The 22,063-nt window shown below is 75.2% G+C and carries 24 protein-coding genes; 15 read left to right on the forward strand and 9 right to left on the reverse strand.

Translation table 11 applies throughout. The features are described 5' to 3' along the window. Nucleotides 1-77 precede the first annotated feature (77 nt). The 3 genes from EDJALFJO_RS12470 to EDJALFJO_RS12480 all read left to right on the forward strand — a co-directional run bounded on the left by EDJALFJO_RS12470 (nucleotide 78) and on the right by EDJALFJO_RS12480 (nucleotide 2,085). Nucleotides 78-854 (forward strand): TIGR00730 family Rossman fold protein, encoded by a 777-nt coding sequence (locus EDJALFJO_RS12470; RefSeq protein ID WP_088316864.1) that lies wholly within the window; start codon nucleotides 78-80, stop codon nucleotides 852-854. Nucleotides 855-956: 102 nt separating this feature from the next. Further along, nucleotides 957-1,214 (forward strand): hypothetical protein, encoded by a 258-nt coding sequence (locus EDJALFJO_RS12475; protein WP_088285654.1) that lies wholly within the window; start codon nucleotides 957-959, stop codon nucleotides 1,212-1,214. Nucleotides 1,215-1,476: 262 nt separating this feature from the next. Continuing rightward, the gene (locus EDJALFJO_RS12480; RefSeq protein WP_088285656.1) at nucleotides 1,477-2,085 is read left to right on the forward strand and encodes a TIGR00730 family Rossman fold protein; all 609 of its coding nucleotides are present in this window, start codon (nucleotides 1,477-1,479) and stop codon (nucleotides 2,083-2,085) included. A gap of 10 nt (nucleotides 2,086-2,095) precedes the next feature. Here the strand turns inward: EDJALFJO_RS12480 and EDJALFJO_RS12485 are convergent, their stop codons facing one another. Beyond that, nucleotides 2,096-2,740 carry a hypothetical protein gene (locus EDJALFJO_RS12485; RefSeq protein WP_088285658.1) on the reverse strand — a complete coding sequence of 215 codons (645 nt, stop codon included), beginning with the start codon at nucleotides 2,738-2,740 and terminating at the stop codon, nucleotides 2,096-2,098. Nucleotides 2,741-2,904: 164 nt separating this feature from the next. Next, complete coding sequence (locus EDJALFJO_RS12490; protein ID WP_088285660.1) at nucleotides 2,905-3,717, reverse strand: hypothetical protein; 813 nt, start codon at nucleotides 3,715-3,717, stop codon at nucleotides 2,905-2,907. 459 nt (nucleotides 3,718-4,176) lie between these two features. Between EDJALFJO_RS12490 and EDJALFJO_RS12495 the strand changes: the two genes are divergently transcribed. From EDJALFJO_RS12495 to EDJALFJO_RS12510, 4 genes are read left to right on the forward strand one after another with little or no spacing between them, the layout of a single operon-like run. Then, nucleotides 4,177-4,644 carry an SRPBCC family protein gene (locus EDJALFJO_RS12495; RefSeq protein ID WP_088285662.1) on the forward strand — a complete coding sequence of 156 codons (468 nt, stop codon included), beginning with the start codon at nucleotides 4,177-4,179 and terminating at the stop codon, nucleotides 4,642-4,644. Further along, entirely contained in the window at nucleotides 4,641-5,267 is a 627-nt protein-coding gene (locus EDJALFJO_RS12500) for a DNA-3-methyladenine glycosylase I (RefSeq protein ID WP_088285664.1), read from the forward strand. Before EDJALFJO_RS12495 ends, EDJALFJO_RS12500 begins: the two co-directional genes overlap by 4 nt. Next, the gene (locus tag EDJALFJO_RS12505; protein WP_143448541.1) at nucleotides 5,264-6,508 is read left to right on the forward strand and encodes a hypothetical protein; all 1,245 of its coding nucleotides are present in this window, start codon (nucleotides 5,264-5,266) and stop codon (nucleotides 6,506-6,508) included. The genes EDJALFJO_RS12500 and EDJALFJO_RS12505 overlap by 4 nt, the downstream gene beginning before the upstream one ends. After that, nucleotides 6,505-7,188: a hypothetical protein gene (locus EDJALFJO_RS12510; RefSeq protein WP_088285668.1), complete on the forward strand. Its 684-nt coding sequence runs from the start codon at nucleotides 6,505-6,507 to the stop codon at nucleotides 7,186-7,188. Before EDJALFJO_RS12505 ends, EDJALFJO_RS12510 begins: the two co-directional genes overlap by 4 nt. Before the next feature lie 2 nt (nucleotides 7,189-7,190). On the opposite strand, the gene EDJALFJO_RS12515 is transcribed toward EDJALFJO_RS12510, so the two are convergent. Next, entirely contained in the window at nucleotides 7,191-8,012 is an 822-nt protein-coding gene (locus EDJALFJO_RS12515) for an enoyl-CoA hydratase/isomerase family protein (protein ID WP_233149824.1), read from the reverse strand. A gap of 244 nt (nucleotides 8,013-8,256) precedes the next feature. On the opposite strand from EDJALFJO_RS12515, the gene EDJALFJO_RS12520 reads away from it, so the two are divergent. Both EDJALFJO_RS12520 and EDJALFJO_RS12525 read left to right on the forward strand, forming a co-directional pair. Beyond that, nucleotides 8,257-8,424 (forward strand): DUF3117 domain-containing protein, encoded by a 168-nt coding sequence (locus tag EDJALFJO_RS12520; protein ID WP_088285672.1) that lies wholly within the window; start codon nucleotides 8,257-8,259, stop codon nucleotides 8,422-8,424. A gap of 160 nt (nucleotides 8,425-8,584) precedes the next feature. Then, a complete protein-coding gene (locus EDJALFJO_RS12525; protein WP_088285674.1) occupies nucleotides 8,585-10,159 on the forward strand; it encodes a M17 family metallopeptidase in 1,575 nt (524 codons plus the stop codon). A gap of 13 nt (nucleotides 10,160-10,172) precedes the next feature. On the opposite strand, the gene EDJALFJO_RS12530 is transcribed toward EDJALFJO_RS12525, so the two are convergent. Beyond that, nucleotides 10,173-10,619, reverse strand: a complete 447-nt coding sequence (locus tag EDJALFJO_RS12530) for a hypothetical protein (RefSeq protein WP_088285676.1) — start codon at nucleotides 10,617-10,619, stop codon at nucleotides 10,173-10,175. A gap of 20 nt (nucleotides 10,620-10,639) precedes the next feature. After that, the gene (locus tag EDJALFJO_RS12535; RefSeq protein ID WP_088285678.1) at nucleotides 10,640-11,272 is read right to left on the reverse strand and encodes an O-methyltransferase; all 633 of its coding nucleotides are present in this window, start codon (nucleotides 11,270-11,272) and stop codon (nucleotides 10,640-10,642) included. Between the two features lie 327 nt (nucleotides 11,273-11,599). On the opposite strand from EDJALFJO_RS12535, the gene sigE reads away from it, so the two are divergent. The 4 genes from sigE to EDJALFJO_RS12555 all read left to right on the forward strand — a co-directional run bounded on the left by sigE (nucleotide 11,600) and on the right by EDJALFJO_RS12555 (nucleotide 14,840). Then, nucleotides 11,600-12,277 (forward strand): RNA polymerase sigma factor SigE, encoded by a 678-nt coding sequence (sigE, locus tag EDJALFJO_RS12540; RefSeq protein ID WP_369812526.1) that lies wholly within the window; start codon nucleotides 11,600-11,602, stop codon nucleotides 12,275-12,277. Then, nucleotides 12,274-12,608, forward strand: a 335-nt coding sequence (locus tag EDJALFJO_RS36415) for a zf-HC2 domain-containing protein (RefSeq protein ID WP_369812525.1), incomplete at its 3' end; no start/stop codon positions are given. The genes sigE and EDJALFJO_RS36415, both read left to right, overlap by 4 nt. Nucleotides 12,609-13,003: 395 nt before the next feature. Then, nucleotides 13,004-14,374 carry a S1C family serine protease gene (locus tag EDJALFJO_RS12550; RefSeq protein ID WP_088285682.1) on the forward strand — a complete coding sequence of 457 codons (1,371 nt, stop codon included), beginning with the start codon at nucleotides 13,004-13,006 and terminating at the stop codon, nucleotides 14,372-14,374. Between the two features lie 40 nt (nucleotides 14,375-14,414). Then, entirely contained in the window at nucleotides 14,415-14,840 is a 426-nt protein-coding gene (locus EDJALFJO_RS12555) for a hypothetical protein (protein ID WP_088285684.1), read from the forward strand. 53 nt (nucleotides 14,841-14,893) lie between these two features. On the opposite strand, the gene EDJALFJO_RS12560 is transcribed toward EDJALFJO_RS12555, so the two are convergent. Beyond that, nucleotides 14,894-16,027, reverse strand: a complete 1,134-nt coding sequence (locus EDJALFJO_RS12560; protein WP_088285686.1) for an Mrp/NBP35 family ATP-binding protein — start codon at nucleotides 16,025-16,027, stop codon at nucleotides 14,894-14,896. 52 nt (nucleotides 16,028-16,079) lie between these two features. Next, nucleotides 16,080-18,077: an ATPase, T2SS/T4P/T4SS family gene (locus EDJALFJO_RS12565; protein ID WP_233149827.1), complete on the reverse strand. Its 1,998-nt coding sequence runs from the start codon at nucleotides 18,075-18,077 to the stop codon at nucleotides 16,080-16,082. 141 nt (nucleotides 18,078-18,218) lie between these two features. Here EDJALFJO_RS12565 and EDJALFJO_RS12570 point away from each other — a divergent pair, with 141 nt between their 5' ends. Next, nucleotides 18,219-19,082, forward strand: coding sequence for a DUF5753 domain-containing protein (locus EDJALFJO_RS12570; RefSeq protein WP_088285690.1), 864 nt, complete (start codon nucleotides 18,219-18,221; stop codon nucleotides 19,080-19,082). 256 nt (nucleotides 19,083-19,338) lie between these two features. After that, nucleotides 19,339-19,596 carry a DUF397 domain-containing protein gene (locus EDJALFJO_RS12575; protein ID WP_088285692.1) on the forward strand — a complete coding sequence of 86 codons (258 nt, stop codon included), beginning with the start codon at nucleotides 19,339-19,341 and terminating at the stop codon, nucleotides 19,594-19,596. A 327-nt stretch (nucleotides 19,597-19,923) separates the two neighbouring features. On the opposite strand, the gene EDJALFJO_RS12580 is transcribed toward EDJALFJO_RS12575, so the two are convergent. Continuing rightward, nucleotides 19,924-20,535 (reverse strand): DUF1003 domain-containing protein, encoded by a 612-nt coding sequence (locus tag EDJALFJO_RS12580; protein ID WP_369812527.1) that lies wholly within the window; start codon nucleotides 20,533-20,535, stop codon nucleotides 19,924-19,926. A 124-nt stretch (nucleotides 20,536-20,659) separates the two neighbouring features. Then, entirely contained in the window at nucleotides 20,660-21,964 is a 1,305-nt protein-coding gene (locus tag EDJALFJO_RS12585) for a magnesium transporter MgtE N-terminal domain-containing protein (RefSeq protein ID WP_088285694.1), read from the reverse strand. Nucleotides 21,965-22,063 lie beyond the last annotated feature (99 nt).

Raw genomic sequence — 22,063 nt, forward strand, 5'->3', positions numbered from 1 at the left:
AGCAGCCGCTGGTCGGTCGTCGACCCCGGGACCTGCCCGCGCCGCAGCGCCCCGTCACTCCGGGGGACCCCTCGCACCTGCGCGACTACCGGAAGGGGCCGCTCACGCTGCGGCGCGGGCAGGTCCCGGGGTCGACGACCGACCAGCGGCTGCTCGACACCGCGGGGTCGAGCGACTGGGTGCACACCGACCCGTGGCGGGTGCTGCGGATCCAGGCGGAGTTCGTCGAGGGCTTCGGCGCGCTCGCCGAGCTCGGGCCGGCGATCAGCGTCTTCGGCTCGGCCCGGACCAAGCGGGACCACCCCGACTACGCCGTCGCCGAGCGGCTCGGTGCCCGCCTCGCGCAGGAGGGCTTCGCCGTCATCACCGGCGGCGGCCCCGGCGCGATGGAGGCCGCGAACAAGGGGGCCTGCGAGGCAGGTGGCGTCTCGGTCGGGCTCGGCATCGAGCTGCCCTTCGAGCAGGGCATCAACGACTGGGTCGACATGGCGGTGAACTTCCGCTATTTCTTCGCCCGCAAGACGATGTTCGTCAAGTACGCCCAGGGCTTCGTCGTGCTGCCCGGCGGCTTCGGCACCCTCGACGAGCTCTTCGAGGCGCTCGTCCTGGTCCAGACCCACAAGGTCACCGAGTTCCCCATCGTCCTGCTCGGGAACGGCTTCTGGACCGGGCTGCTCGACTGGATCCGCGGCCCGCTCGTCGAGCGCGGGATGATCTCCGTGCCCGACCTCGACCTCGTCCGGGTCACGGACGACGTCGACGAGGCGGTCGAGATCATGGCGTCGTCGGCCGAGCAGCGGGCCCGGGAGGCGGCCTCGATGGAGGCCTCCGTCGGCTCTCCGCCCGAGGGCTGACCTCCTCCCTTCGGTCACTTTTAGTGCCTGTGACGTCACGATCTGCTGATCAATGACCTCCAGCCTCTTTACGTGGGCTTGACGGAGGCCCACAGTGGTCCCATGTTCGTGACGCCCGTCCCCTCGCAGGGGGACATCTTCGTCGGCCGCGACGCGGTCGGCCGGACGTTGCGCGTCAGTGCCCATCCCGAGATGGACCGGGTCGTGCTGTCGATCTGGCAGGAGGGGCGCTGCATGGGCACCCTGCGCCTCGCCTCCGAGGACATCCCGGACCTCGTGCGGACGCTGACCGCCGCGGTCATCCCCGAGGAGCAGCCGTACTGGCTGGCCGCCGACCAGGGCCAGGCCTGGGCAGGCTGAGTCACCGGCCGCAGGGGCGGTGGCGCTTGCTGGCGGCGCCTTCCCTCCTCGCTCGCGCGGGAAGAGCGCCCGCGCTCCCTCGTCGGTCCAGGCACCGCCGCGCCGCCGCCCCTGCTCGCGCCCTACTGCCTTGCTCGCAGGGGCGGTGGCGCTTGCTGGCGGTGCCTTCCCTCCTCGCTCGCGTGGGAAGAGCGCCCGCGCTCCCTCGTCGGTCCAGCCACCACCGCGCCGCCGCCCCTGCTCGCGCCCGTACGCTCGGGCCATGGCCAGGGTCTGCGTGTTCTGCTCGTCGTCCGAGCGCATCCATCCGGCGCACGTCGAGCTCGCGCGCGAGGTCGGCGCCGAGCTCGCCCGCCGCGGGCACGACCTCGTCAGCGGTGGCGGCCGGGTGTCGATGATGGGTGCCGTCGCGGGCGCCGTCCGGGCCGGCGGCCGGCACACGCTCGGGGTCATCCCCGAGGCGCTCGTCGGGCTCGAGGTCGCCGACGTCGACGCCGACGAGCTCGTCGTCACCGCGGACATGCGCGAGCGCAAGGGCCGGATGGACGCCGCCGCGGACGCCTTCCTCACGCTGCCGGGCGGCATCGGCACCCTCGAGGAGCTCCTCGAGGTCTGGGTCGCGGGCACGCTCGGGATGCACGACAAGCCTGTCGTCGTCCTCGACCCGGGCGGGGTGCTCGCCGGCCTGCGGGACCTCGTCGACAAGCTCGTCGCCCAAGGGTTCGTCCGGCCGGCGGCCGCCGCGGGAGCCGTGTGGACGTCGACCGTCGCCGAGGCGGTCGACGCCGTGGAGGCCGGCATCGACGCCGCGCGGGGCGGGGCCGCGCACGCGCGCCCCCTCGCCGAGGAGGTCCTGGAGGCCGAGGCCTGAGGCCGCGGGCTCAGCCCTGGAGCGCCGCGCCGGACGCCGTCGCCGCGGGCGACGGCGTGGCCGTGCCACCCCTGCGGCCGAGGCCGTCCCGCTGACCGGCGGGACGGACGCCGAGGGTGCGGGCCGTCGGGTCGCCGCTCGTCGGTCGGGGGCCGGCGACGAGCACCTCCGCGCCCTGCGCGACGTCCGCGAGGGTGCCGGACGCCCCGTCCCGGCCGGGACCCGGTCGACCGGCCCGGACCTGCGTCGCCGCGGTGACCTTCCACGTCGTGGTGAAGCCGTCGCTGCTGCGCACCGTGACGCCGTCGGCGGTCTTCGCCGTCACGGTGCCGCGCTGCACGAGGAGCGTCTCGGTGCCGCCGCCCGCCGTCTCGACGACGACCTCGCCGTGGAGCATCCGCCCGGCACCGAGCGCGCCGAGGCCACCGGGACCGCCGCCGCCCCGGGCGTCCCTGCGGTGGTGGCCCTGCCGGTCGCCGTCACCGGGCTGCCCGGGGACGCCGGGGGAGCGGGTCGTGGCGGCGGACGGCTGCGCCGACGGGGACGCGGACGACGCGAGCGCGCCGGTCGCGGCGAGGGTGCCGGCCGCGACGCCGCCGCCGACGAGGAGGCCGGTGGCGACGACGAGGCCGATGACGGTGCGGGGTGCGCTCATGCTCGCGAGCAGCCCTTCCGGTCGTGGCGGCCGCCGCAGGAGCGCGACGACCCCAGGAGCATGCAGGCGCACGCTGTGAGGAGCCTGTGAGCGTCCGGCGGGCCCGGGGACGGTCGCGTCGCCTCCGACGCGGGCGACCGCCCCCGGGGGTCGGTGGGTGCCGGTCAGACGGTCGCGCCGCCGGTGTCGGACGGGGTGTCCGACGGTGTCCCGGACGGGGTGTCCGACGGGGTGCCGGACGGGGTGCCGGACGGCCGGTGCGGTACGCCCGTCACCTGCACCAGGGTCGCCGTCCCGGCCGCCTCGGCGCCGCTGCCGACGACCGCGACCCGGTACCCCGGCAGCACATCGGCGAGCGACAGCACCCGCGGCCCGCGCTTGGCGACCTTTCGGACCCGGGCCGCCGGGTCGACCGTCCACGTCCCGACGAAGCCGTCGGCGGAGCGGACGACGAGGGTCGACGTCGCGGCGTCGACCGAGACGACCTCGCCGCGCTGCACGGTCCAGGCCCTGGCCGCGCCACGGCTCTGCGTCGTGAACGCCCCGTGCAGCACGCCCGGCCACGGCCACCACAGCCTCGCCGCCGAGCCGTGCGACGCGAGCACGACGGTGAGGTCCGCCGGGTCCGCCGTGGACGGCCCGGACAGGTGCTTCGGGGCGAGGGCGAGGTGCTTGGGGGCCGCGGCGCTCGGCCCGAGGTGCTTGGGGGCCGCGGCGCTCGGGGCGAGGTGCTTCGGTGCGATCCGCAGGTGCTTGGGCGCCCCGAGGTGCTTCGGGGCCGCGGCGGCCGCCGCGCCGGTGCCGATCCCGCCGAGGGCGACCACGACGGCCAGCACGACCGCCGCCCGTCGCCGGGTCGTGCCGGGGAGGCGGAGCACCCGCGGCGCGGGTGCCTCCCGGTGCCGCGGGCCGGTCGTGCGGGCCGTGCCGTGAACGGTCGCGTGCTCGATCTTCTCTGGCGCTGTCTCCACCGTCATCAAGACCTCCTGGGACCTCGTCGGGCGTCAGGGGACGGGGCCCACCCTGTTCAGTGACGCTGGGTACCTCAAGAAATCCATGGAGTAATCACACGACCGGCGGCAGACACTTTCGGCCGATCCGGACACCGGTCACGCACGGCGACGGGTGCCCGGACGGCGGTCCGCGCCACCCGTGCGGCCGCCGGGTCACCCGGCCGGGTGCGGCGCCCTCGGCCAGGACGGCGAACCGCTCGGGCCCCGGACGTGGCAGCATCGTCCCCGTGACGCTCCTGCTCACCCTCCTCGTCCTCGCGGTCGCCGTCGCCGTGGCCGCCGTCGCGACGGGCCGGATCACCGGCGGTCTCGACGCCTCGGTGTCGTCCCTGCCCGCCCGCCCGCTGCCCGANTCCTGGGTGTGGTGACCCGGCCGACCCCGCGGCGGCCCGCCCGGGTCACCACACCCAGGAGGCCTGACCCGTGGCGCACGTCGTCGTCGCGGTCGACGTCGCCGCCCCGGTCGGCCCCACCTGGGACGCCATCACCGACTGGCCCGGGCACGGCCGCTTCGCACCGCTGACGACGGTCCGGGTCACGACCCCGTCGGCGACCGGGGCGGGCACCCGCTTCGTCGCCCGGACGGCGCTCGGCCCGGTGGGCTTCGACGACCCGATGGAGGTCGTCGAGTGGTCCCCGCCGGCCGGCGGGTCCGCCGGGCACTGCGTCGTCCACAAGCACGGCCGGCTCGTCCTGGGCACGGCGCGGATCGACGTGACGCCGCGTCCGGACGGCGCGAGCCGGCTGTCCTGGACGTACGACGTCGAGGTCGCCCCCGTCCGGCTCACCCGGCCGTTCGCGCCGCTCGTCGCCCTCGCGACCCGGCTGGGCCTGGGACGGGTGCTGCGCACCGTCGCCCGTGACGTCGAGCGCGGGCAGGCCGCCCGGTGACCGACGGCACGCAGCCGGCCGGTGCGCCGTCCGGCCTCGTCGTCGGCGACGACGGGGTCGCCCGCTGCTCGTGGGGCGCCTCGACGCCCGACTACGTCGTCTACCACGACGGCGAGTGGGGCCGGCCGGTCCGCGGCGAGACGGCGCTCTACGAGCGGTTCACCCTCGAGGCGTTCCAGTCCGGGCTCTCCTGGCTGACGATCCTGCGCAAGCGCGAGGGGTTCCGCAGCGCGTTCGCCGGCTTCGACGCCGAGCAGGTGGCCCGGTTCGGTCCGGACGACGAGGCACGGCTCATGGCCGACCCCGGCATCGTCCGCAACCGCGCGAAGGTGGCCGCCGCGATCACCAACGCGCGCGCCGTCCTCGCGATGCGCGACGCCGTCGACGGCGGGCTCGACGCGCTCGTCTGGTCGTTCGCGCCCGACCGTGCGGCCCGCCCCGCGCCGGCCGCCCTCGGTGACGTCCCGGCCACGACGCCGGAGTCCGTCGCCCTGTCGAAGGCCCTCAAGCGCAACGGGTTCGTCTTCGTCGGCCCGACGACGGCCTACGCCGCGATGCAGGCCTGCGGGCTCGTCGACGACCACCTCACGGGGTGCCACGCACGGGGTGCCGGATGGCGGTGACGGACGAGACCGGCGGGACGGCGGTCACCGCGCCGTCCGCCGTGCGGTCGGACCTGCGGGCCCGCGCCGACGTCCTGCGGATGCGCTGGCTCACGCTGCCGCCGTGGGCACAGGTGCTCCTCGTCTTCGTCGCGACCCGGCTCTTCGCGTTCGTCGTCGTCGACCGGGTCGCGCGGTTCCAGCCGGAGAGCATCTGGAACCCGGCGGACCCCGGCTACCTCGGCGTCGTCAGCCTCTGGGACGGCGACTGGTACCGGCGGATCGCCGAGGGCGGCTACCCGGCGACGCTCCCGCGCAACGACGCCGGCCAGGTGCTGCAGAACCAGTGGGCGTTCTACCCGCTCTTCCCGGCCCTGGCCCGCGGCGTCATGGAGGTCACGGGCGCGTCGTGGGCGGTCGCCGCGACCGCGGTCGCGCTCCTCGCCGGCGCGGCCGCCGTCGTCGTCCTGCGCAGCCTCATGGCGCCGCTCGTCGGCAACCGGCTCGCGCTGTGGACGGTCGTGCTCTTCTGCTGCTACCCGGCGGCCCCCGTCCTCCAGTTCGCCTACACCGAGTCCGTCGGCGTCCTGCTCCTCGTCGGCGTGCTCTGGTGCCTGCAACGGCACCGGTACCTGCTCGCCGTGCCGGTCGTCCTGCTCGTCGGCGTCGCCCGGCCGATCGGCGTCCCGCTGGCCGTCGTCGTCGGCCTGCACGTCCTGCGGGTGCTCTGGCGGCACCGGGTCGAGCCGGTCGCCCCGTCCCGGGTCGCGGCGATGTTCGCGACGACGGCCGCGGCCGGCGCCGCCGCGATCGTGTGGCCGGTCGTCGCCTGGGTCGGCACCGGGGAGCGGGCGGCCTACACCGACACCATGAGCGCCTGGCGGGTCGGCCACGAGATGCACGTGTTCACGCCGTGGATCACGATCTCGCGCTACGTCCTCGGCTACTGGGTCGGGCCGCTCGTGCTCGCGCTGTGCGTCGTCGCGCTCGCGGCCTGGGTGCTCGCCGGGTCGTCGCGGGTCATCGGGTTCGACCTGCGGGTCTGGTGCCTGGCGTACGTCGGCTACCTGCTCGCCGTCCTCGACCCGTTCACGAGCCTCGCGCGTTACCTGCTGCTGCTCTTCCCGCTCGGGGCGCTGCTCGCGTCGGCATCGCCGTCGGGCGCCTACCGGCGCGCGCTCGCCCTGGCCTTCCTCGCCGGGCAGGTGGTCTGGGTGGCCTGGCTCTGGAGGTTCGTGCCGCCCGCGGACTGGCCACCGTGACCGGCACCCGGCCCGCCGCCGACGCTGCCGACCCCGCCGCCAGGGACGCCCGCTCCGGGCTCGTGGCGGCCGGGGTCGTCGTGCTGCTCGTGCTCGTCGGGCTCGCCGGCCGTGCCGCGGTCGAGCGCCTCGGCGCACCGCCGGTGTCCGTCGCGGACGCCCGCCTCGACGGCGAGGTCTGGACCATGCCCACGGCGCAGGTCCGGGGCTTCCTCGCGGCCCGGGGCGTCGAGGCGACGGTGACGGACGACGGCAGCGGCGCCCCGAGCGTCGTCGCGCGGGTCTCGTGGGCCCCGCACCCGACCTCGTCCGACGTCCGGTACGTGCTCGTGCTCGGCGACCGCACCGGTGGCGCCGGCGCGGTCGGGTACGTCCTCGGCGCGCCCGCCGACGACTCCGGGACGTCCTCGGGCAGCCCGTACGCGCCGCTCATGCAGAGCCGGGACTGGCTGCGCGGCAACCGGACCGTCGACCTGGGCGGCGGCTCCTGGACCGACTACTACAGCGTCGCGACCGTCCGGACCGGTGCCCCCGACGAGGTGTGGCTCGTCGGGCACGTCGTCGACGTCGGGGCGTCCCGGCCCGGCCGGGTCGTGCGCGCCGCCGAGCCGCGGCCGGTCCTCGGCGTGGCGCTCATGGTCGGCGACCGCATCCGATGGGTGCGGCGCGTCGCCGGCTGAGGTCAGCGGCCCTCGAAGACCGGCTTCTCCTTGGCGAGGAACGCGGCGACCGCGGCCGCGTGGTCGGCGCTCGCGCCGGTGAGGTCCATGAGGGTCGCCTCGTGCGCGAGGGAGTCCTCGAGGCCGTGGGTCGCGGAGTAGGCGACCGCGCGGCGGACCGCCCCGTAGGCGAGCGTCGGGCCGGCCGCGAGCCGGCCGGCGACCTCGGCGACCCGGGCCTCGAAGTCCTCGTCGGGGACGACCTCGGTCGCGAGCCCCAGCTCGAGCGCCTCCTGGGCCCCGACGGTGCGGGGCATGAGGAGCAGCTCCTTGGCCTTCGCCGCACCGACCAGGCGCGGCAGCCACCACGAGGCGCCGGAGTCGGCCGACAGGGCGATCCCGGTGAAGGCGAGGTTGAACCCGCCGGACGCCGCGACGATCCGCAGGTCGGCGGCGAACGAGAAGGCCGCCCCGGCCCCCGCGGCGACGCCGTTCACCGCGGCGACGACCGGCTTGGGCATCGTCGCGAGGGTCAGCGCGATCGGGTTGTAGTGCTCGGGGACCGTCCGCCACAGCGACTCGTCGCGGGTCTGCTGCAGGCGGACGTGCTCGCGCAGGTCCTGCCCGACGCAGAACGCCCGGCCGGTCCCGGTGAGGACGACGCAGCGCACGGCGCTGTCGTCCGCGGCGGCGAGCAGGGCGTCCCGCAGGGCGACCTTCGTCGGGGTGTCGAGCGAGTTCATCGCGTCCGGCCGGTCGATCCGGACGGTCCGGACCCCGCCGGCGTCGGAGGTCACCACGGGCGGGGGGCCGTCGGCGGCGGGGGAGGGCTGCGCGCTCGTCACGGCAGCAGAACCTACTCCCCGGACGCCCCCGCGGGGCCGTCCGGACGTGACAACGGTCACTCGTGCGGAGCGGTCACTGCGGGTAGAGGACTCGCGGGGAACGGTAGGGCGTTTCGCCTGGGGACCCGCGCACGGGATAATGGGCAGGATCACGCTGCGTACGGGTGCCGAACATGCGGCATGTCCGGCTTCGTCCGGGGTGCGCAGGCGCTCGTGCGGCACCGAACAAGGAAGGGGATGGCGCATGGCGGCCATGAAGCCGCGGACCGGGGACGGCCCGCTCGAGGTCACCAAGGAGGGGCGCGGCATCGTCATGCGCGTCCCGCTCGAGGGCGGCGGTCGGCTGGTCGTGGAGATGTCCGCCACGGAGGCTGGTGAGCTCGGCGACGCCCTCAAGGCGGTCGTCGGCTGACGAACCACTGACGAACCGTTCCCACGGGCCCGGTGCCGACCTCGGTCGCACCGGGCCCGTCGCCGTCCCGGTGCGCCCGCCGCCCCGCCGGCGCCCGGCCTGGGTAGGGTCGCAGGGCAAGCGGTCGGCCGCCGGGCCGGCACGTCGGCGGGAGGCACGCGTGGCATCGGTCCGGACCGTTCCGACCAACCGGACGACCCGCGGGCGCGCCGTGCCGCCGGTCCGCCGCCCGCCCGTGACGGTCGTCGCCGGTGAGCCGCTCGGTGCCGGGACCGACCTCGACCGGGTCGACGTGCTCGCCGTCACCGTGGCCCGGCCGAAGGGCTCCGACGCCCCGCGGCCCGACAGCGCCGCCCGGGCGGCCGCGGCCCGCTACGCCGTCGACCTCGACGCCGTCCTCACCGGGGAGAAGGTCTCCGGCCGGGCCGGCGAGGTCGTCCGGGTGCCGGTCCTGCGCGACGGGCTGCCGCGCCGGCTCGTCCTGCTCGGGACCGGCGCCGGCGAGCCCGCCGACCTGCGCCGCGCAGGCGCGGCCCTCGGCCGGTCGACCCGGGGCCGGGCCCGGCTCGTCACGAGCCTCGGGGCCGGCAGCGGCGAGGCGGGCACCCGGGCCGTCGTCGAAGGTCTGCTGCTCGGGGCCTACACGGCGCCCGCGACCGGCACCCGCTCCCGGGACGACGCCGCCCCCGTCGGCCACGTCGTCCTCGCCGGCCGGCACCGGGACGACGCGCTCGCCCGCGGCCTCGAGCACGCCGCCGCGACGTGGGCGGTCCGCGACCTCGCGGTGACCCCCTCGAACGTCAAGAACCCGCAGTGGGTCGTCGACCGCGCCCTCGAGGCCGCCGCGGACACCGGGCTCGTCGCCGAGGTCTGGGACGAGCACGGCCTCGAGGCCGAGGGCTTCGGCGGCATCGTCACGGTGGGCCGCGGGTCGTCGACCCCGCCCCGGTTCGTGCGGCTCGACCACGTGCCGGACGACGTCCCCGCGGGCCGCGGCGCCCGCGGCCCGGTCGTCCTCGTCGGCAAGGGCATCACCTTCGACACCGGCGGCCTGTCGATCAAGCCCCGCGAGGGCATGGTCCCCATGAAGACCGACATGACCGGGGCCGCGGTCGTCCTCGCGACGCTCGCCGCCTGCCGGGCGCTCGGCGTCCGCCGGCACGTCGTCGGCCTCCTGGCGCTCGCCGAGAACGCCGTCGGGGCGTCGTCCTACCGGCCGTCCGACGTCGTGCGGCACTACGGCGGCCGGACCGTCGAGGTCGCGAACACCGACGCCGAGGGCCGGATGGTGCTCGCGGACGCGCTCGCCTACGCCGACGCCGTCCTCGACCCGGACGTCCTCGTCGACGTCGCGACCCTCACCGGCGCCGCCACGCTCGGTCTCGGCAAGCGGCACGCCGCCCTCTACGCGACCGACGAGCGGCTCGCCGCGGGGCTCGAGGCGGCCGCCGCCGCAAGCGGGGAGCGGGTCTGGCGGATGCCGCTCGTCGAGGACTACATGCCGGCGCTGCACTCGCAGGTCGCGGACCTGCGGCACGTCAGCGCCGACGGGAAGATCGGCGGGGGCTCGATCACCGCCGCGCTGTTCCTGCGCGAGTTCGCCGGCGGACGGCGCTGGGCCCACCTCGACATCGCCGGGGTGGCCCGGTCCGACCGTGACGAGCACGAGGTCTGCAAGGGCGCGACGGGCTGGGGCGCCCGGGTGCTGCTGCGCTGGCTCGAGTCGCTGCGCTGACGCCGGCCGGGCGTCAGGCCGGCGTCGTCCGGTCCCCGGCCGGGCGGGCGTCGTCGTCCGCGTCGTCCGCGGCCGGTTGGTCGTCGTCCGGGCAGACCTCGGACTCCGGGACGACGACCGTCCCGGGCGGCTCGGGGACGACGTCCCACGTCGTCACGTAGTCCGGGTCCTCGATGACCTCGCCGCTGCCGGCGAGCCGGTAGGTGCCGCGCGGGGCCGGGGTGTACGCGAGGTCGTCCGACGGCAGCAGCGCGGGCTCGCCGTCCTTGTCGACGACGACGACGCCGTCCGCGACCTCGAGGACCACCCCGCAGAACTGGGTGCGGGAGACGACCTCGCCGTCCGGCTCCCGGATCGTCACGCCGACGAGCAGCCGGTGACCGACGAGGTGCTGGAGCCGCTCGCCGCCGCGCAGCAGCCGGCGCGGCGGAGGGCCGGCCCCGGGGCTGATCGGGGCCACGCGGTCACCGGAGCTCCAGGTCAGCTCGCCACCGCCACCAGGAGGCCGTCGCCGCAGGGCAGCATCGCGGGCACGAGCCGGCGGGTGGCCCGCACCCGCTTGCCGAGCTCGCGGACGGCGGTCGTCGTCGCGTCCCGCTGGGCGGGGTCGGCGACCTTGCCGTGCCACAGGGCGTTGTCGACGGCGAGGACGCCGCCGGGGCGCAGCAGGCGCAGCGCCTGCTCGAGGTACTCCTCGTACTCGGTCTTCTCGGCGTCGACGAGCACGAGGTCGTAGGCGCCGTCGGTGAGCCGGGGCAGCACGTCGAGCGCGCGGCCGGAGATGAGCCGGGTCCGGTTCGGCCGGACGCCCTCCTCGGCGAACGCCTCCCGGGCGGCGCGCTGGTTCTCGACCTCGACGTCGATCGTCGTGAGGACGCCCTCCTCCGGCATGCCGCGCAGCAGGTAGAGACCGGAGACGCCGGCGCCGGTGCCGATCTCGACGACCGAGCGGGCGGAGAGGGTGGCCGCGAGGACGCGGAGCACGGCGCCGACGCCGGGGGCCACGGCCGTGCAGCCGAGCTCGCCGGCGCGCGAGCGCGCCCGGGCGACGACGTCGTCCTCGGGGACGAAGTTCTCGGCGTAGGCCCAGGTGGCGGGCGACGGGGCGCTGATGAGGACCTCCTCGGTGCGGTGCCGACCGCGCGGGCGGGCGCGCGGGTGCGGCGCCCAGCGTAGTTGTGCGGCGGGAACCGTGGGGACACGGGGACCGTTGCTCCGGGAGAACGGGACGCACGCCCTGTCCCGAGGAGCGCCCGGCGTCCGCGCCGGACCGGATTCTCAGGGTTTTCCCAGGAGATCCGGGGGTTCCCCGGAGGGCGTGACCGCCGAAGGTGAGCAACGATGGGAGGCACGGTGTCGGTCTACACGATGCCGTACGCGATGGCCGGGCGCGGCAGGACGAGCCTGCTGGGCGGTCGTCGCACCGCAGGAGGTACTGGCGTGAGCGACGGTCTCGACCGGGCACGGCCGCACGACGGCCGGGTGCGGGACGACGCGTCCGCGGACGGGTACGCCCTGACCCCTGCCGCCGCGGACGCCGCGTGGACCCCTCCGACGTGGGAGGAGGTCGTCGAGGAGCACTCGGCGCGGGTCTACCGCCTCGCCTACCGGCTCACCGGCAACCAGCACGACGCCGAGGACCTCACCCAGGAGGTCTTCGTCCGCGTCTTCCGTTCGCTGTCCTCCTACACCCCGGGCACCTTCGAGGGCTGGCTCCACCGGATCACGACGAACCTGTTCCTCGACCAGGTCCGCCGCAAGCAGCGCATCCGCTTCGACGCCCTCGGTGACGACGCCGGCGACCGGCTGCCCGGTGCCGCCGAGCTCGGCCCGGAGCGCGCGTGGGAGCACAACAACCTCGACCACGACGTCCAGGCGGCCCTCGACACGCTCGCGCCGGAGTTCCGCGCGGCGGTCGTCCTCTGCGACATCGAGGGCCTGTCCTACGAGGAGATCGCCGCCACGCTCGACATCAAGCTGGGGACCGTCCGCTCGCGGATCCACCGCGGGCGCGCCCACCTCCGCGAGGCGCTCGCCCACCGCCGTCCGGCGGCCCTGCGACGGGAAGAGGAGCCTGCCCCCGCCGACGCCGCGTCCGGGGGGAGGAACCACCGGTGACGCACCTCGGCGACCGCGTCACCGACCTCGTCGACGGCCAGCTCGGCCCGGAGGCGACGGAGAGCGCCCACGCGCACCTCGCGGGCTGCACGGCCTGCCGCGAGGCGGTCGACGCCGAACGCCTCATGAAGTCCCGGCTCGCGTCCCTCGGCAGCCCCGCGCCGTCGGGCGACCTGGCCGCGCGGCTCCTCGCCATCGGCGGTGCCCCCGCCGGGGACGGCGACCCGCTGCGGCACGGTGAGCCCGGCGGCCGGGTCGTCCGGGCGGCCGCCGGCACCTCCGTCCCCGGACGGCCCGTCGCCGCCCGACCCGCCGGCAGCCGACCGGCCGGNTGCGCAGCCGTCCGCCCGGGCGGACGGCTGCGCACGCCGCAGCGCCGCCGGCTGGCTGCCGCGGTGCTCGGGGCGCTCTCGGTCGTCGGGGTCGGGGCCGCGGGCCTGACCTTCTCCGCGGCCAGCCTGTCGCCCGCGACCGTGCTGCCCCCGGTCGCGACGTTCGTCGTCGAACGGACCTCGACGGCGAACGACCTGCCGTTCGTCAACGTCCCGGCGGGCTGGCTCGGGCAGGACCCGGACGAGGCCACGCAGACCCCCTGACCGACCGCGGTCCCCAGGGCGGTACCGACGCCGTCGCGCGCCCGTCGCGCGGCGGCGTCGTCGCGCTGTGGCAGGGTGGCGTCACAGGACAAGCACGCGGGATCGTGGGCACGGCGTAGAGAAGGCGGACATGACGCAGGGCGACGGTGACGGCGACGTGCGGGCCGACGGCGGTCGGCCGGACCACCCGGAGCCCGCGCCGGCCTGGGCGTCGCCGGCGACGCCGCCGGGCTACGTGCCGGTGTACGCGCCGGTCACGCAGGACCTCGGCACCTACGACCTCGGCACGTACGGCCCGCCCACCGGGCAGGCCTGGGGCGCCGCGCCGCAGGAGACCCGGCCACTGACCCAGGCGCCGCAGCCGACCCAGCCGGTCTGGCAGCAGCCCGAGCCGCCACGGCGCGGTCGTGGTCGCGGCTCCGTCGTCCTCGTCGCGGCGCTCGTGGCCCTCGTCGTCGGCCTGGCCGGCGGCTTCGCCGGCGGGCTGCTCGCCGACTCGGCCCGCTCGCGGGTCGTCCGGGACCCGGGGTTCTCGCTGCCCAGCCCGCAGACCGGCAGCACCCAGCGCGCCTCCGGCACGGTGCCGGCGGTCGCCAACGGCGTCCTGCCGAGCGTGGTCGCGCTCCAGGTGAGCGGGGGCGGGGAGGAGGGCACCGGCTCCGGCTTCGTCATCGACGGCGGCTACATCCTCACGAACAACCACGTCGTGGCGGCCGCGGCCGACGGCGACGGCGACATCCGCGTCGTCTTCCAGGACGGCTCGCAGACGAAGGCGACGATCGTCGGCCGGGACACGTCCTACGACCTCGCCGTCGTCAAGGCGGACACCGGCGGCCGCAAGGCGCTGCCGCTCGGAGACTCCGCGGGCGTCGTCGTCGGTGACTCGGTCATCGCGATCGGCGCCCCGCTCGGTCTCCAGGGCACCGTGACGACCGGCATCGTCAGCGCCCTCAACCGGCCGGTCGTGGCCGGCGACCAGAGCGCGACGTCCTTCATCAACGCGATCCAGACCGACGCCGCGATCAACCCGGGCAACTCCGGGGGCCCGCTCGTCGACGAGCGCGGCCGGGTCATCGGGATCAACTCCGCGATCGCCCGCGCCCCCGGCAGCGGCGCCGGCCAGGCGGGCAACATCGGCCTCGGCTTCGCGATCCCGAGCAACCAGGCGCGGCGCACCGCCGAGGAGCTCATCCGGACCGGGAAGTCGGTGCACCCGATCGTCGGCGTCCTGCTCGACCAGGAGTACGCCGGCGAGGGGGTCCGGGTCTCGGCCGGCCCGCAGAACGGCCAGGACGCCGTGACCCGGGGCGGGCCCGCCGACAAGGCCGGCGTGCGGCCGGGCGACGTCATCCTCGCGGTCGACGGGGTCCCGGTGACCGCGCCGGAGGAGCTCATCGTGCAGGTGCGGGCCAAGGCCGTCGGCGCGCAGGTCGTGCTCACGATCCGGCGCGACGGGCGGCGGCAGGAGCTCACCGTCACCCTCGCGGCCTCGGACGGGTAGCGCCGGTCCGGCTCCCAGCCGGAACAGGTAGCCTGACGGCGTGTTCGGCATCAACCCGAGCGAGTTCATCGTGCTGCTGGCGGTCGCCGCCATCGTGCTCGGTCCCGAACGCCTGCCCCAGTACGCCCAGTCGCTGGCCCGGCTCGTCCGAGAGCTGCGCCGGATGGCCCAGGGCGCGGGCGACAAGGTCCGTGAGGAGCTCGGCCCCGAGTTCGACGAGGTCGACTGGCGCAAGCTCGACCCGCGGCAGTACGACCCGCGCCGGATCGTCCGGGAGGCGCTCTCCGACGCCGACTTCGACCCCGCCGACCCGCTCGGCCTGCGCAACGGCCAGGGCGCGAACGGCTCGGGTTCGCAGGGGTCCGGCGCGAACGGCGCGAACGGCGCCGCGCGCAACGGCTCGAACGGCGCCGGTGCGGCGCCGGACGGCGAGCCGGCGCCCGCGTTCGACCCCGACGCGACGTGACCTGACCGGCCGCCTGACCGGCCGCCTGACCGGCCGCCCGGCCTACGACCGGGTCAGCGGCCGACCGGCGTGAGGCCCAGGGAACGACCCGCGAGCCCGCGGGCCCGGCGCCCCAGCGTGCGCGCCACGCCCCGCAGCGCCACGGCCGCGGGGGAGTCCGGGTGGGACAGCACGACGGGCGTGCCGCCGTCCCCGCCCTCGCGCAGCGCGACGTCCATCGGGACCTGGCCGAGCAGCGGCACGGCGGCACCGACCGAGCGGCCGAGCGAGTCGGCGACGCGCTGGCCGCCACCGCTGCCGAACAGCTCCATCCGGGTGCCGTCGGGCAGCTCGAGCCACGACATGTTCTCGACGACGCCGACGATCTGCTGCTTGGTCTGCAGCGCGATGGAGCCGGCCCGCTCCGCGACCTCGGCCGCGGCGGTCTGCGGCGTCGTCACGACGAGGATCTCGGCGGTCGGCAGCAGCTGCGCGGTGGAGATCGCGATGTCCCCGGTGCCCGGGGGCAGGTCGAGCAGGAGCACGTCGAGGTCGCCCCAGAAGACGTCCGAGAGGAACTGCTCCAGGGCCCGGTGGAGCATCGGGCCGCGCCACACGACCGGCTGGTTGCCGGGCACGAACATGCCGATCGAGACGACCTTCACCTCGTGCGCGATGGGCGGCAGGATCATGTCGTCGACGCGGGTCGGCGGCTGCTCGACCCCGAGCATGCGCGGCACCGAGAAGCCGTAGATGTCCGCGTCGACGACGCCGACGCGCAGGCCGTCTGCGGCCATCGCGGCGGCCAGGTTCACCGTGACGCTCGACTTGCCGACGCCGCCCTTGCCGGAGGCGACCGCGTAGACCCGGGTCAGCGAGCCGGCCTTGGCGAAGGGGATCTCCTTGGCGGCCGCACCGCCGCCGCGCAGCTTGTCCTTGAGGGCCTGCCGCTGGGTGTCCGACATGACGTCGAGGTCGACGCTCACGTCCTCGACGCCAGGGACGGCGGAGACCGCGGTGGTGACGTCCTTCGTCAGCGTCGCCTTCATCGGGCAGCCGGCGACGGTGAGGAACAGGGTCACCGCGACCCGGGCGCCGTCGACGTCGACGGACTTCACCATGTCGAGCTCGGTGATCGGCTTGCGGATCTCGGGGTCGTTCACGGTGGCCAGGGCGGCGTGGACGGCGTCGAGCGAGACGGCGGACATGGTCCGATCCTAGGCGGCCCGCCGGCCGGCGACCTGCCGGGGGCGGGGCGGCTCACAGCGGCAGGTCGGGTCCCGTCGGGGGCAGCCCTTCGAGCGGGTGGTGGGCGCCGGTGTGCTCGGCCTGGGTGCGGCACCAGGGGCAGACCTTCCAGTCCGGGTCGAGCTGGCGGGCGCAGTTCTGGCAGTGCCCGCGGTCGAGGGTCACGGCGCACCACGGGCAGACGACCATGTCCGGCTCGACGCGCCGCTCGCAGGCCGGGCAGGCGTGCGTGCCGCCGCTGTCGGAGTGGGTGACGCGGGCGGCCTCCTCGAAGGTCGTCTCGCCGCGCCGGGCCTTCTCGATCGCCGAGGCGCGCAGGGTGGCCATCCCGACGGCCCGGGCCTGGGCCCCGACGGCCCCCTCGGACGGGTCCTTGATGAGCACCTGCCGCATCGTGGAGTCGACGCTGAGCACCTCGTAGACGGCGGTGCGGCCCTTGTAGCCGGTGCCGCCGCACTCGGGGCAGCCGGCACCGCGGTGCGGGAGCGTGCGACCCAGGTCGGCCGGGGTCATCCCGAGCATCGCGAGCGTGACGTCGTCCGGCCGGTAGGTCTCCAGGCACGACGCGCACGGCCGGCGGACGAGGCGCTGGGCGACCGCGGCGGTCAGCGAGGACGCGACGAGGAACGGCTCGGCTCCCATGTCGACGAGGCGGGTCAGGGCCGCGACGGCACTGTTCGTGTGGAGCGTCGTGAGCACGAGGTGGCCGGTGAGCGCGGCCTTGAGGGCGAGCTCGGCGGTCTCGGAGTCGCGGACCTCGCCGACGAGGATGATGTCCGGGTCCTGGCGCAGGATCGAGCGCAGCCCCCGGCTGAACGTCATGCCCTGCTTGTCGTTGACGCCGACCTGGGTGATGCCGGGGAGCTGGACCTCGACCGGGTCCTCGAGGGTGACGATGTTCTTGTCCGGCGTGCGGATCTCGGCGATCGCCGAGTAGAGCGTGTTCGTCTTGCCGGAGCCGGTCGGGCCGGTGATGAGGACGAGTCCCTGCGGCACGTTGAGCGCCGTGCGGAACGCGGCGAGCTGCTCGGGCTCGAAGCCGAGGCTGTCCAGCCCGGGGACGGCGTCCCCGCGGGTGAGCAGCCGGATGACGACCTTCTCGCCGTGCAGGCTCGGCAACGTGCTGACCCGGGCGTCGACGGCCATGCCCTCGACGGAGAACCGGGTCCGGCCGTCCTGCGGGACCCGCCGCTCGGCGATGTCGAGGCCGGACATGATCTTGATCCGGCTGATCGCCGAGCCCGCGATCCGGCGCGGTGCGTTCATGACGTCCCGGAGCAGACCGTCGACGCGGTAGCGGACCCGCATGACGTCGCGCTGCACCTCGACGTGGATGTCCGAGGCCCGCAGCCGGACGGCGTCCGCGAGGATCTGGTTGACGAGCTTGACGATCGGGGCGTCGTCGACGGAGACCCCGCCGCTCGGGGCGGCCGCCGCACCCTCCTCGTCGTCCTCGACGTCGTCGACGATCGCCTCGACCGACGCACTGTCCTGGCCGAGCGACCACGCCCGGTTGAGCTGGTCGCGGATCTGGCTCTCGGTCGCGACGTACATCTTGAGGTCGGACGAGCGGGTGTAGAGCCGGACGTCGTCGAGCGCGAGGACGTTCGTCGGGTCCGCCGCCGCGATGACGACGCCGCCGGCCGGGGTGCGGTCCAGGACGAGCACCCGGACCCGCTCGGCGACCTGGCGGGGGAGCAGCTTGACGACGTCCGGCGCCGGCACGATCTTCGACAGGTCGATGAGCTCGAGGCCGAGCAGGCTCGCGAGGCACTCGGCGACGTCGCGCTCGGACGCCAGGCCCAGGTCGACGACGACCTGCCCGAGCCGGCGGCGGGGCCCGGTCGACGACGTCTGGGCCGACAGCGCCGTCTCGAGCTGCTCGGGCGTCAGCAGGCCCGTGGACACGAGGACGTCGCCCAGCCGCTTGCGGGCCGCCTGCGACGGCACGAAGGCGCGTGCGGCCGCGCCCGGGGCGGCCCCGGCCGGGCCTGGCGTCGTGGAGCTCACGGTGTCTACGTCGGCAGGTCGCACCCCGTGGTTGACCCGGGGGCGCGGGAGGATCATGATCGTCGTCGATTTGCGTCCGGTCGGGGCTGTGCCTGGACGTGGTCGGAATGTCACACTGTGCTCCGGAGGTACGGAACCCACATGACGGAGCAGCCCAACGCGAGCGTCACCGCGCGACGGATGATGCTCGGCGCGCGGCTGCGGCGTCTGCGCGAGGAGCGCGGGTTCTCGCGCGCCGACGCGGGGTACACGATCAGGGCCTCCGAGTCGAAGATGAGCCGCCTCGAGCTCGGCAAGGTCTCCTTCAAGGAGCGCGACGTCGCCGACCTGCTCGTCTACTACGGCGTCACCGACCCCGACGAGCGCAAGGCCGTCCTCGACCTGCTGCGCGAGGCGAACCGCCCCGCGTGGTGGCGCGAGTACGAGGACGTGCTCCCCGACTGGTTCCAGGACTACATCGGCCTCGAGCAGGCCGCGACCCGGATCCGGACGTACGAGACGCACTTCGTCCCGGGCCTGCTCCAGACCGACGCCTACAGCCGGGCCACGATCGCGTCCCTGCTGCCGACGCCGTCGCCGCAGGACATCGACCGGGCCGTCGCGCTCCGTGCTGCCCGCAAGCAGCTCCTCAACCGGGCCGGCTCCCCGCACGTGTGGGCCGTCCTCGACGAGGCGGCCCTGCGCCGTCCGGTCGGTGGTGACCAGGTCCGGCGCGACCAGCTCGAGCACCTGCTCAAGCTCGCGGACCAGCCGCACGTGACGATCCAGGTGCTGCCGACGAGCCGCTACGTCCACGCGTCCGGCGGCGGTGCCTTCACCCTCCTGCGCTTCGCCGAGCCCGACCTGCCCGACGTCGTCTACGTCGAGCACCTCCTCGGTGCGCTCTACATCGACAAGCCGGACCACGTCGTCCGGTACACCGAGGTCATGGACCGGCTGTGCGTCGAGTGCCTCACGCCGGCCAAGACGAAGGACTTCGTGCTCGAGCTCCTCGCCGAGCACTGACCCCCTCCCGGGACGCACGACCGTCGGCGCACTCCGTGACGGATTGTGATCGTTCGCATGCGTGGGCAACCCTTCATCCCTGCGGAACGACCGTTCGGCGACAGGTCGGCCCCGTGACGCAATGTTGTTAGTCACACGGGTTGTGACGATACGGAAGATCGGTCTATCTTCGCGGTGTTCGCATCTGCAAGCGCGGATGCATATGCATCCGGGTAGTCGAGTGGTTGCCCGGAGTGTCTGGAAGGACCGGTCAGGTATGGACAGGGTCGAGAACGGAATGCCGGGAGCGTCGCTGAGCGACCTCTCGTGGACGAAGAGCCGTCGCAGCGGTCCCGCGGGCAACTGCGTCGAGATGGCGGTCCTGCCGGCCGGTGACGGCGTCGCGGTGCGCAACTCGCGCTTCCCCGACGGCCCGGTGCTCGTCTACACCGACGCCGAGATCGAGGCCCTCGTCCTCGGCGTCAAGGACGGCGACTTCGACTTCCTGCTGGAGCGCACGCAGGGCGACGGCTGAGGCCGGCCGCGGAGCGCTCCGCACAGACTGCGCGCGGGCTCGGGCGTGAGCTGATCCCCGGGCCCGCGCGCACTCACGTATCACCCGGAGTGACGATGGTGACGGCGCGGCGCCAGCCCGGCGTGGCCCGCCGGGTCGTCGCCGGGAGCGAAGCCAGGATCCAGGTCCCGCCCGGATGCACATGCATCCGGGAAAGCCGGAATCCCTTGCGCGACAGCCTCGGCAGCGCACCGTCGTGAGGCACGCCAAAACATTGGCGCACCGGCGCCCATAGGCGCCGGTGCGTGAGGAACGTTGCCACAGCGATGGCAACAATGGCAAGTCAGGTCACTCTGAGTAGTTGACAACTGGAGGACCTGGGGCCGCCGACGCATCGGTTCCGGAGACCGTTCTCGGGACCTCCGTCCTGGGAACGGTCCCGGCCGCCTCGCCGCCGCCCTTCGGGCCGTTCTTGGACTTCTTGCCGCCCTTGCCGTTGCCCTTCGCCGCTGCCGTGCCGGCGTCGGCCCGGTCCGCGAGCAGCTCCTCGAGCAGGTCCCGCAGCTCGGAGCGGACGAAGTCCCGCGTCGCGACGTCGCGCAGGGCGATCCGGAGCGCAGCCACCTCGCGCGCGAGGTACTCGGTGTCGGCGAGGTTGCGCTCCGACCGCTGCCGGTCCTGCTCGAACTGCACGCGGTCGCGGTCCGCCTGCCGGTTCTGCGCGAGGAGGATGAGCGGCGCCGCGTACGACGCCTGCAGGCTGAGGATGAGCGTGAGGAGCGTGTAGTTCAGGGCCTTCGGGTCGTACTGGAGGTCCGTCGGGGCGAACGTGTTCCAGGCCAGCCACACCACGACGAAGACCGTCATGCCCGCGATGAACTGGGCCGTGCCCATGAACCGGGCGAACCGCTCCGACCAGCGGCCGAACGTCTCGGCGTCGACCTGCGGCGTCGGCAGCACCGGCCGCCGGTCGAGCGGGGTGTCGAGACCGGGACGGCGGCCGCGCGGGCGGCGGTCGTCCCCGCGCACCCGGCGCAGCGGCCGGGCGGCGCGGCGCAGCGGACCGGCGACCCGGCGCAGCGGCTCAGCGGACACGGGGCACCTCCTGGTCCGCGAACGCCGCGAGGTCGTCGTCCGCGTCGCGCCAGTCCTCGGGGAGCAGGTGGTCCAGGACGTCGTCCACGGTGACGACGCCGACGAGCCGGTTCGCCTCGTCGGTCACCGGCAGCGCGACGAGGTTGTACGTCGCGAGCCGACGGGTGATCGCCCCGAGCGGTGTGTCGGTCGACAGCGGCTCGATCTCCTTGTCCAGCAACGTCCCGACGGCCTGCTGCGGGGGCTCGCGGAGCAGCCGCTGGACGTGCACGAGCCCGAGGTACTTGCCCGTCGGGGTCTCCGAGGGCGGGCGGCAGACGTAGACCGCGGCCGCGAGCGCGGGGGACAGGTCCGCCCGGCGCACGTGCGCGAGACCCTCGGCGACCGAGGCCTCCGGCGGCAGGATCACCGGCTCCGGCGTCATCATGCCGCCGGCGGTGTCCTCGGCGTAGGCGAGCAGCCGCCGGACGTCGTCGGCCTCCTCGGGGTCCATGAGCTCGAGGAGCTGCTCGGCCTGCTCGGCCGGCAGCTCGCTGAGCAGGTCCGCGGCGTCGTCCGGCTGCATCGCCTCGAGGACGTCCGCGGCGCGCTCCCCGCCGAGCACGGACAGGATCTCGACCTGGTCGTCCTCGGGGAGCTCCTCGAGCACGTCGGCCAGGCGCTCGTCGTCGAGGGCCGAGGCGACCTCGAGCCGGCGCTTCGGCGTGAGCTCGTGGATGACCTCCGCGAGGTCGGCCGCCTTGAGCTCGTCGAAGGCCGCGAGCAGGTTCGCCGCGCCCTGGCGGTGCTCGACGACGCCGAAGCCCACGAGGTCCTCGAAGTCGACGACGAGCGTCTCGCCCCGGCGGCGCAGCCGGCCGGAGCGGCCGCGGCGGACGAACACCTTGGAGATCCGCCACTCCCGGGTGCGCCCGGGCTCGATCGCGACGTCCTCGACGGTGACCTCGTCGCCGGGCCCGTCGCCGTCCGCGTCGTCGTCGCGGAGCCGGACCGTGCGGTCGAGCATCTCGCCGAGCACGAGCGTCTCGGTGGGGCGCTGCTCGAAGCGGCGCATGTTGACGAGCCCGGTCGTGATGACCTGGCCGGCGTCGATCGAGGTGACCCGGGTCATCGGCACGAAGACCCGGCGGCGGCCCGGGACCTCGACGACGAGGCCGACCGCGCGCGGTGCCTGCGACCCCGCCCGGAAGACGGCGACGACGTCGCGCACCCGGCCGACCTGGTCGCCGATGGGGTCGAAGACGGCCAGCCCGGCGAGCCGGGCGACGAAGACCCTCGACGGCGGTCCGCTCATGACGTGCAGGCTAACGCCGGGCCGGGGCGCCCGCCGGGACGCAGGGGCCGCGGGGACGCGCGGTCGACCTCAGCCGCGGCGCGCGGCGCGGCTGAGGTC

The sequence above is a fragment of the Kineosporia sp. A_224 genome (assembly GCF_002198655.1).
GTDB lineage: Bacteria > Actinomycetota > Actinomycetes > Actinomycetales > Kineosporiaceae > R-H-3.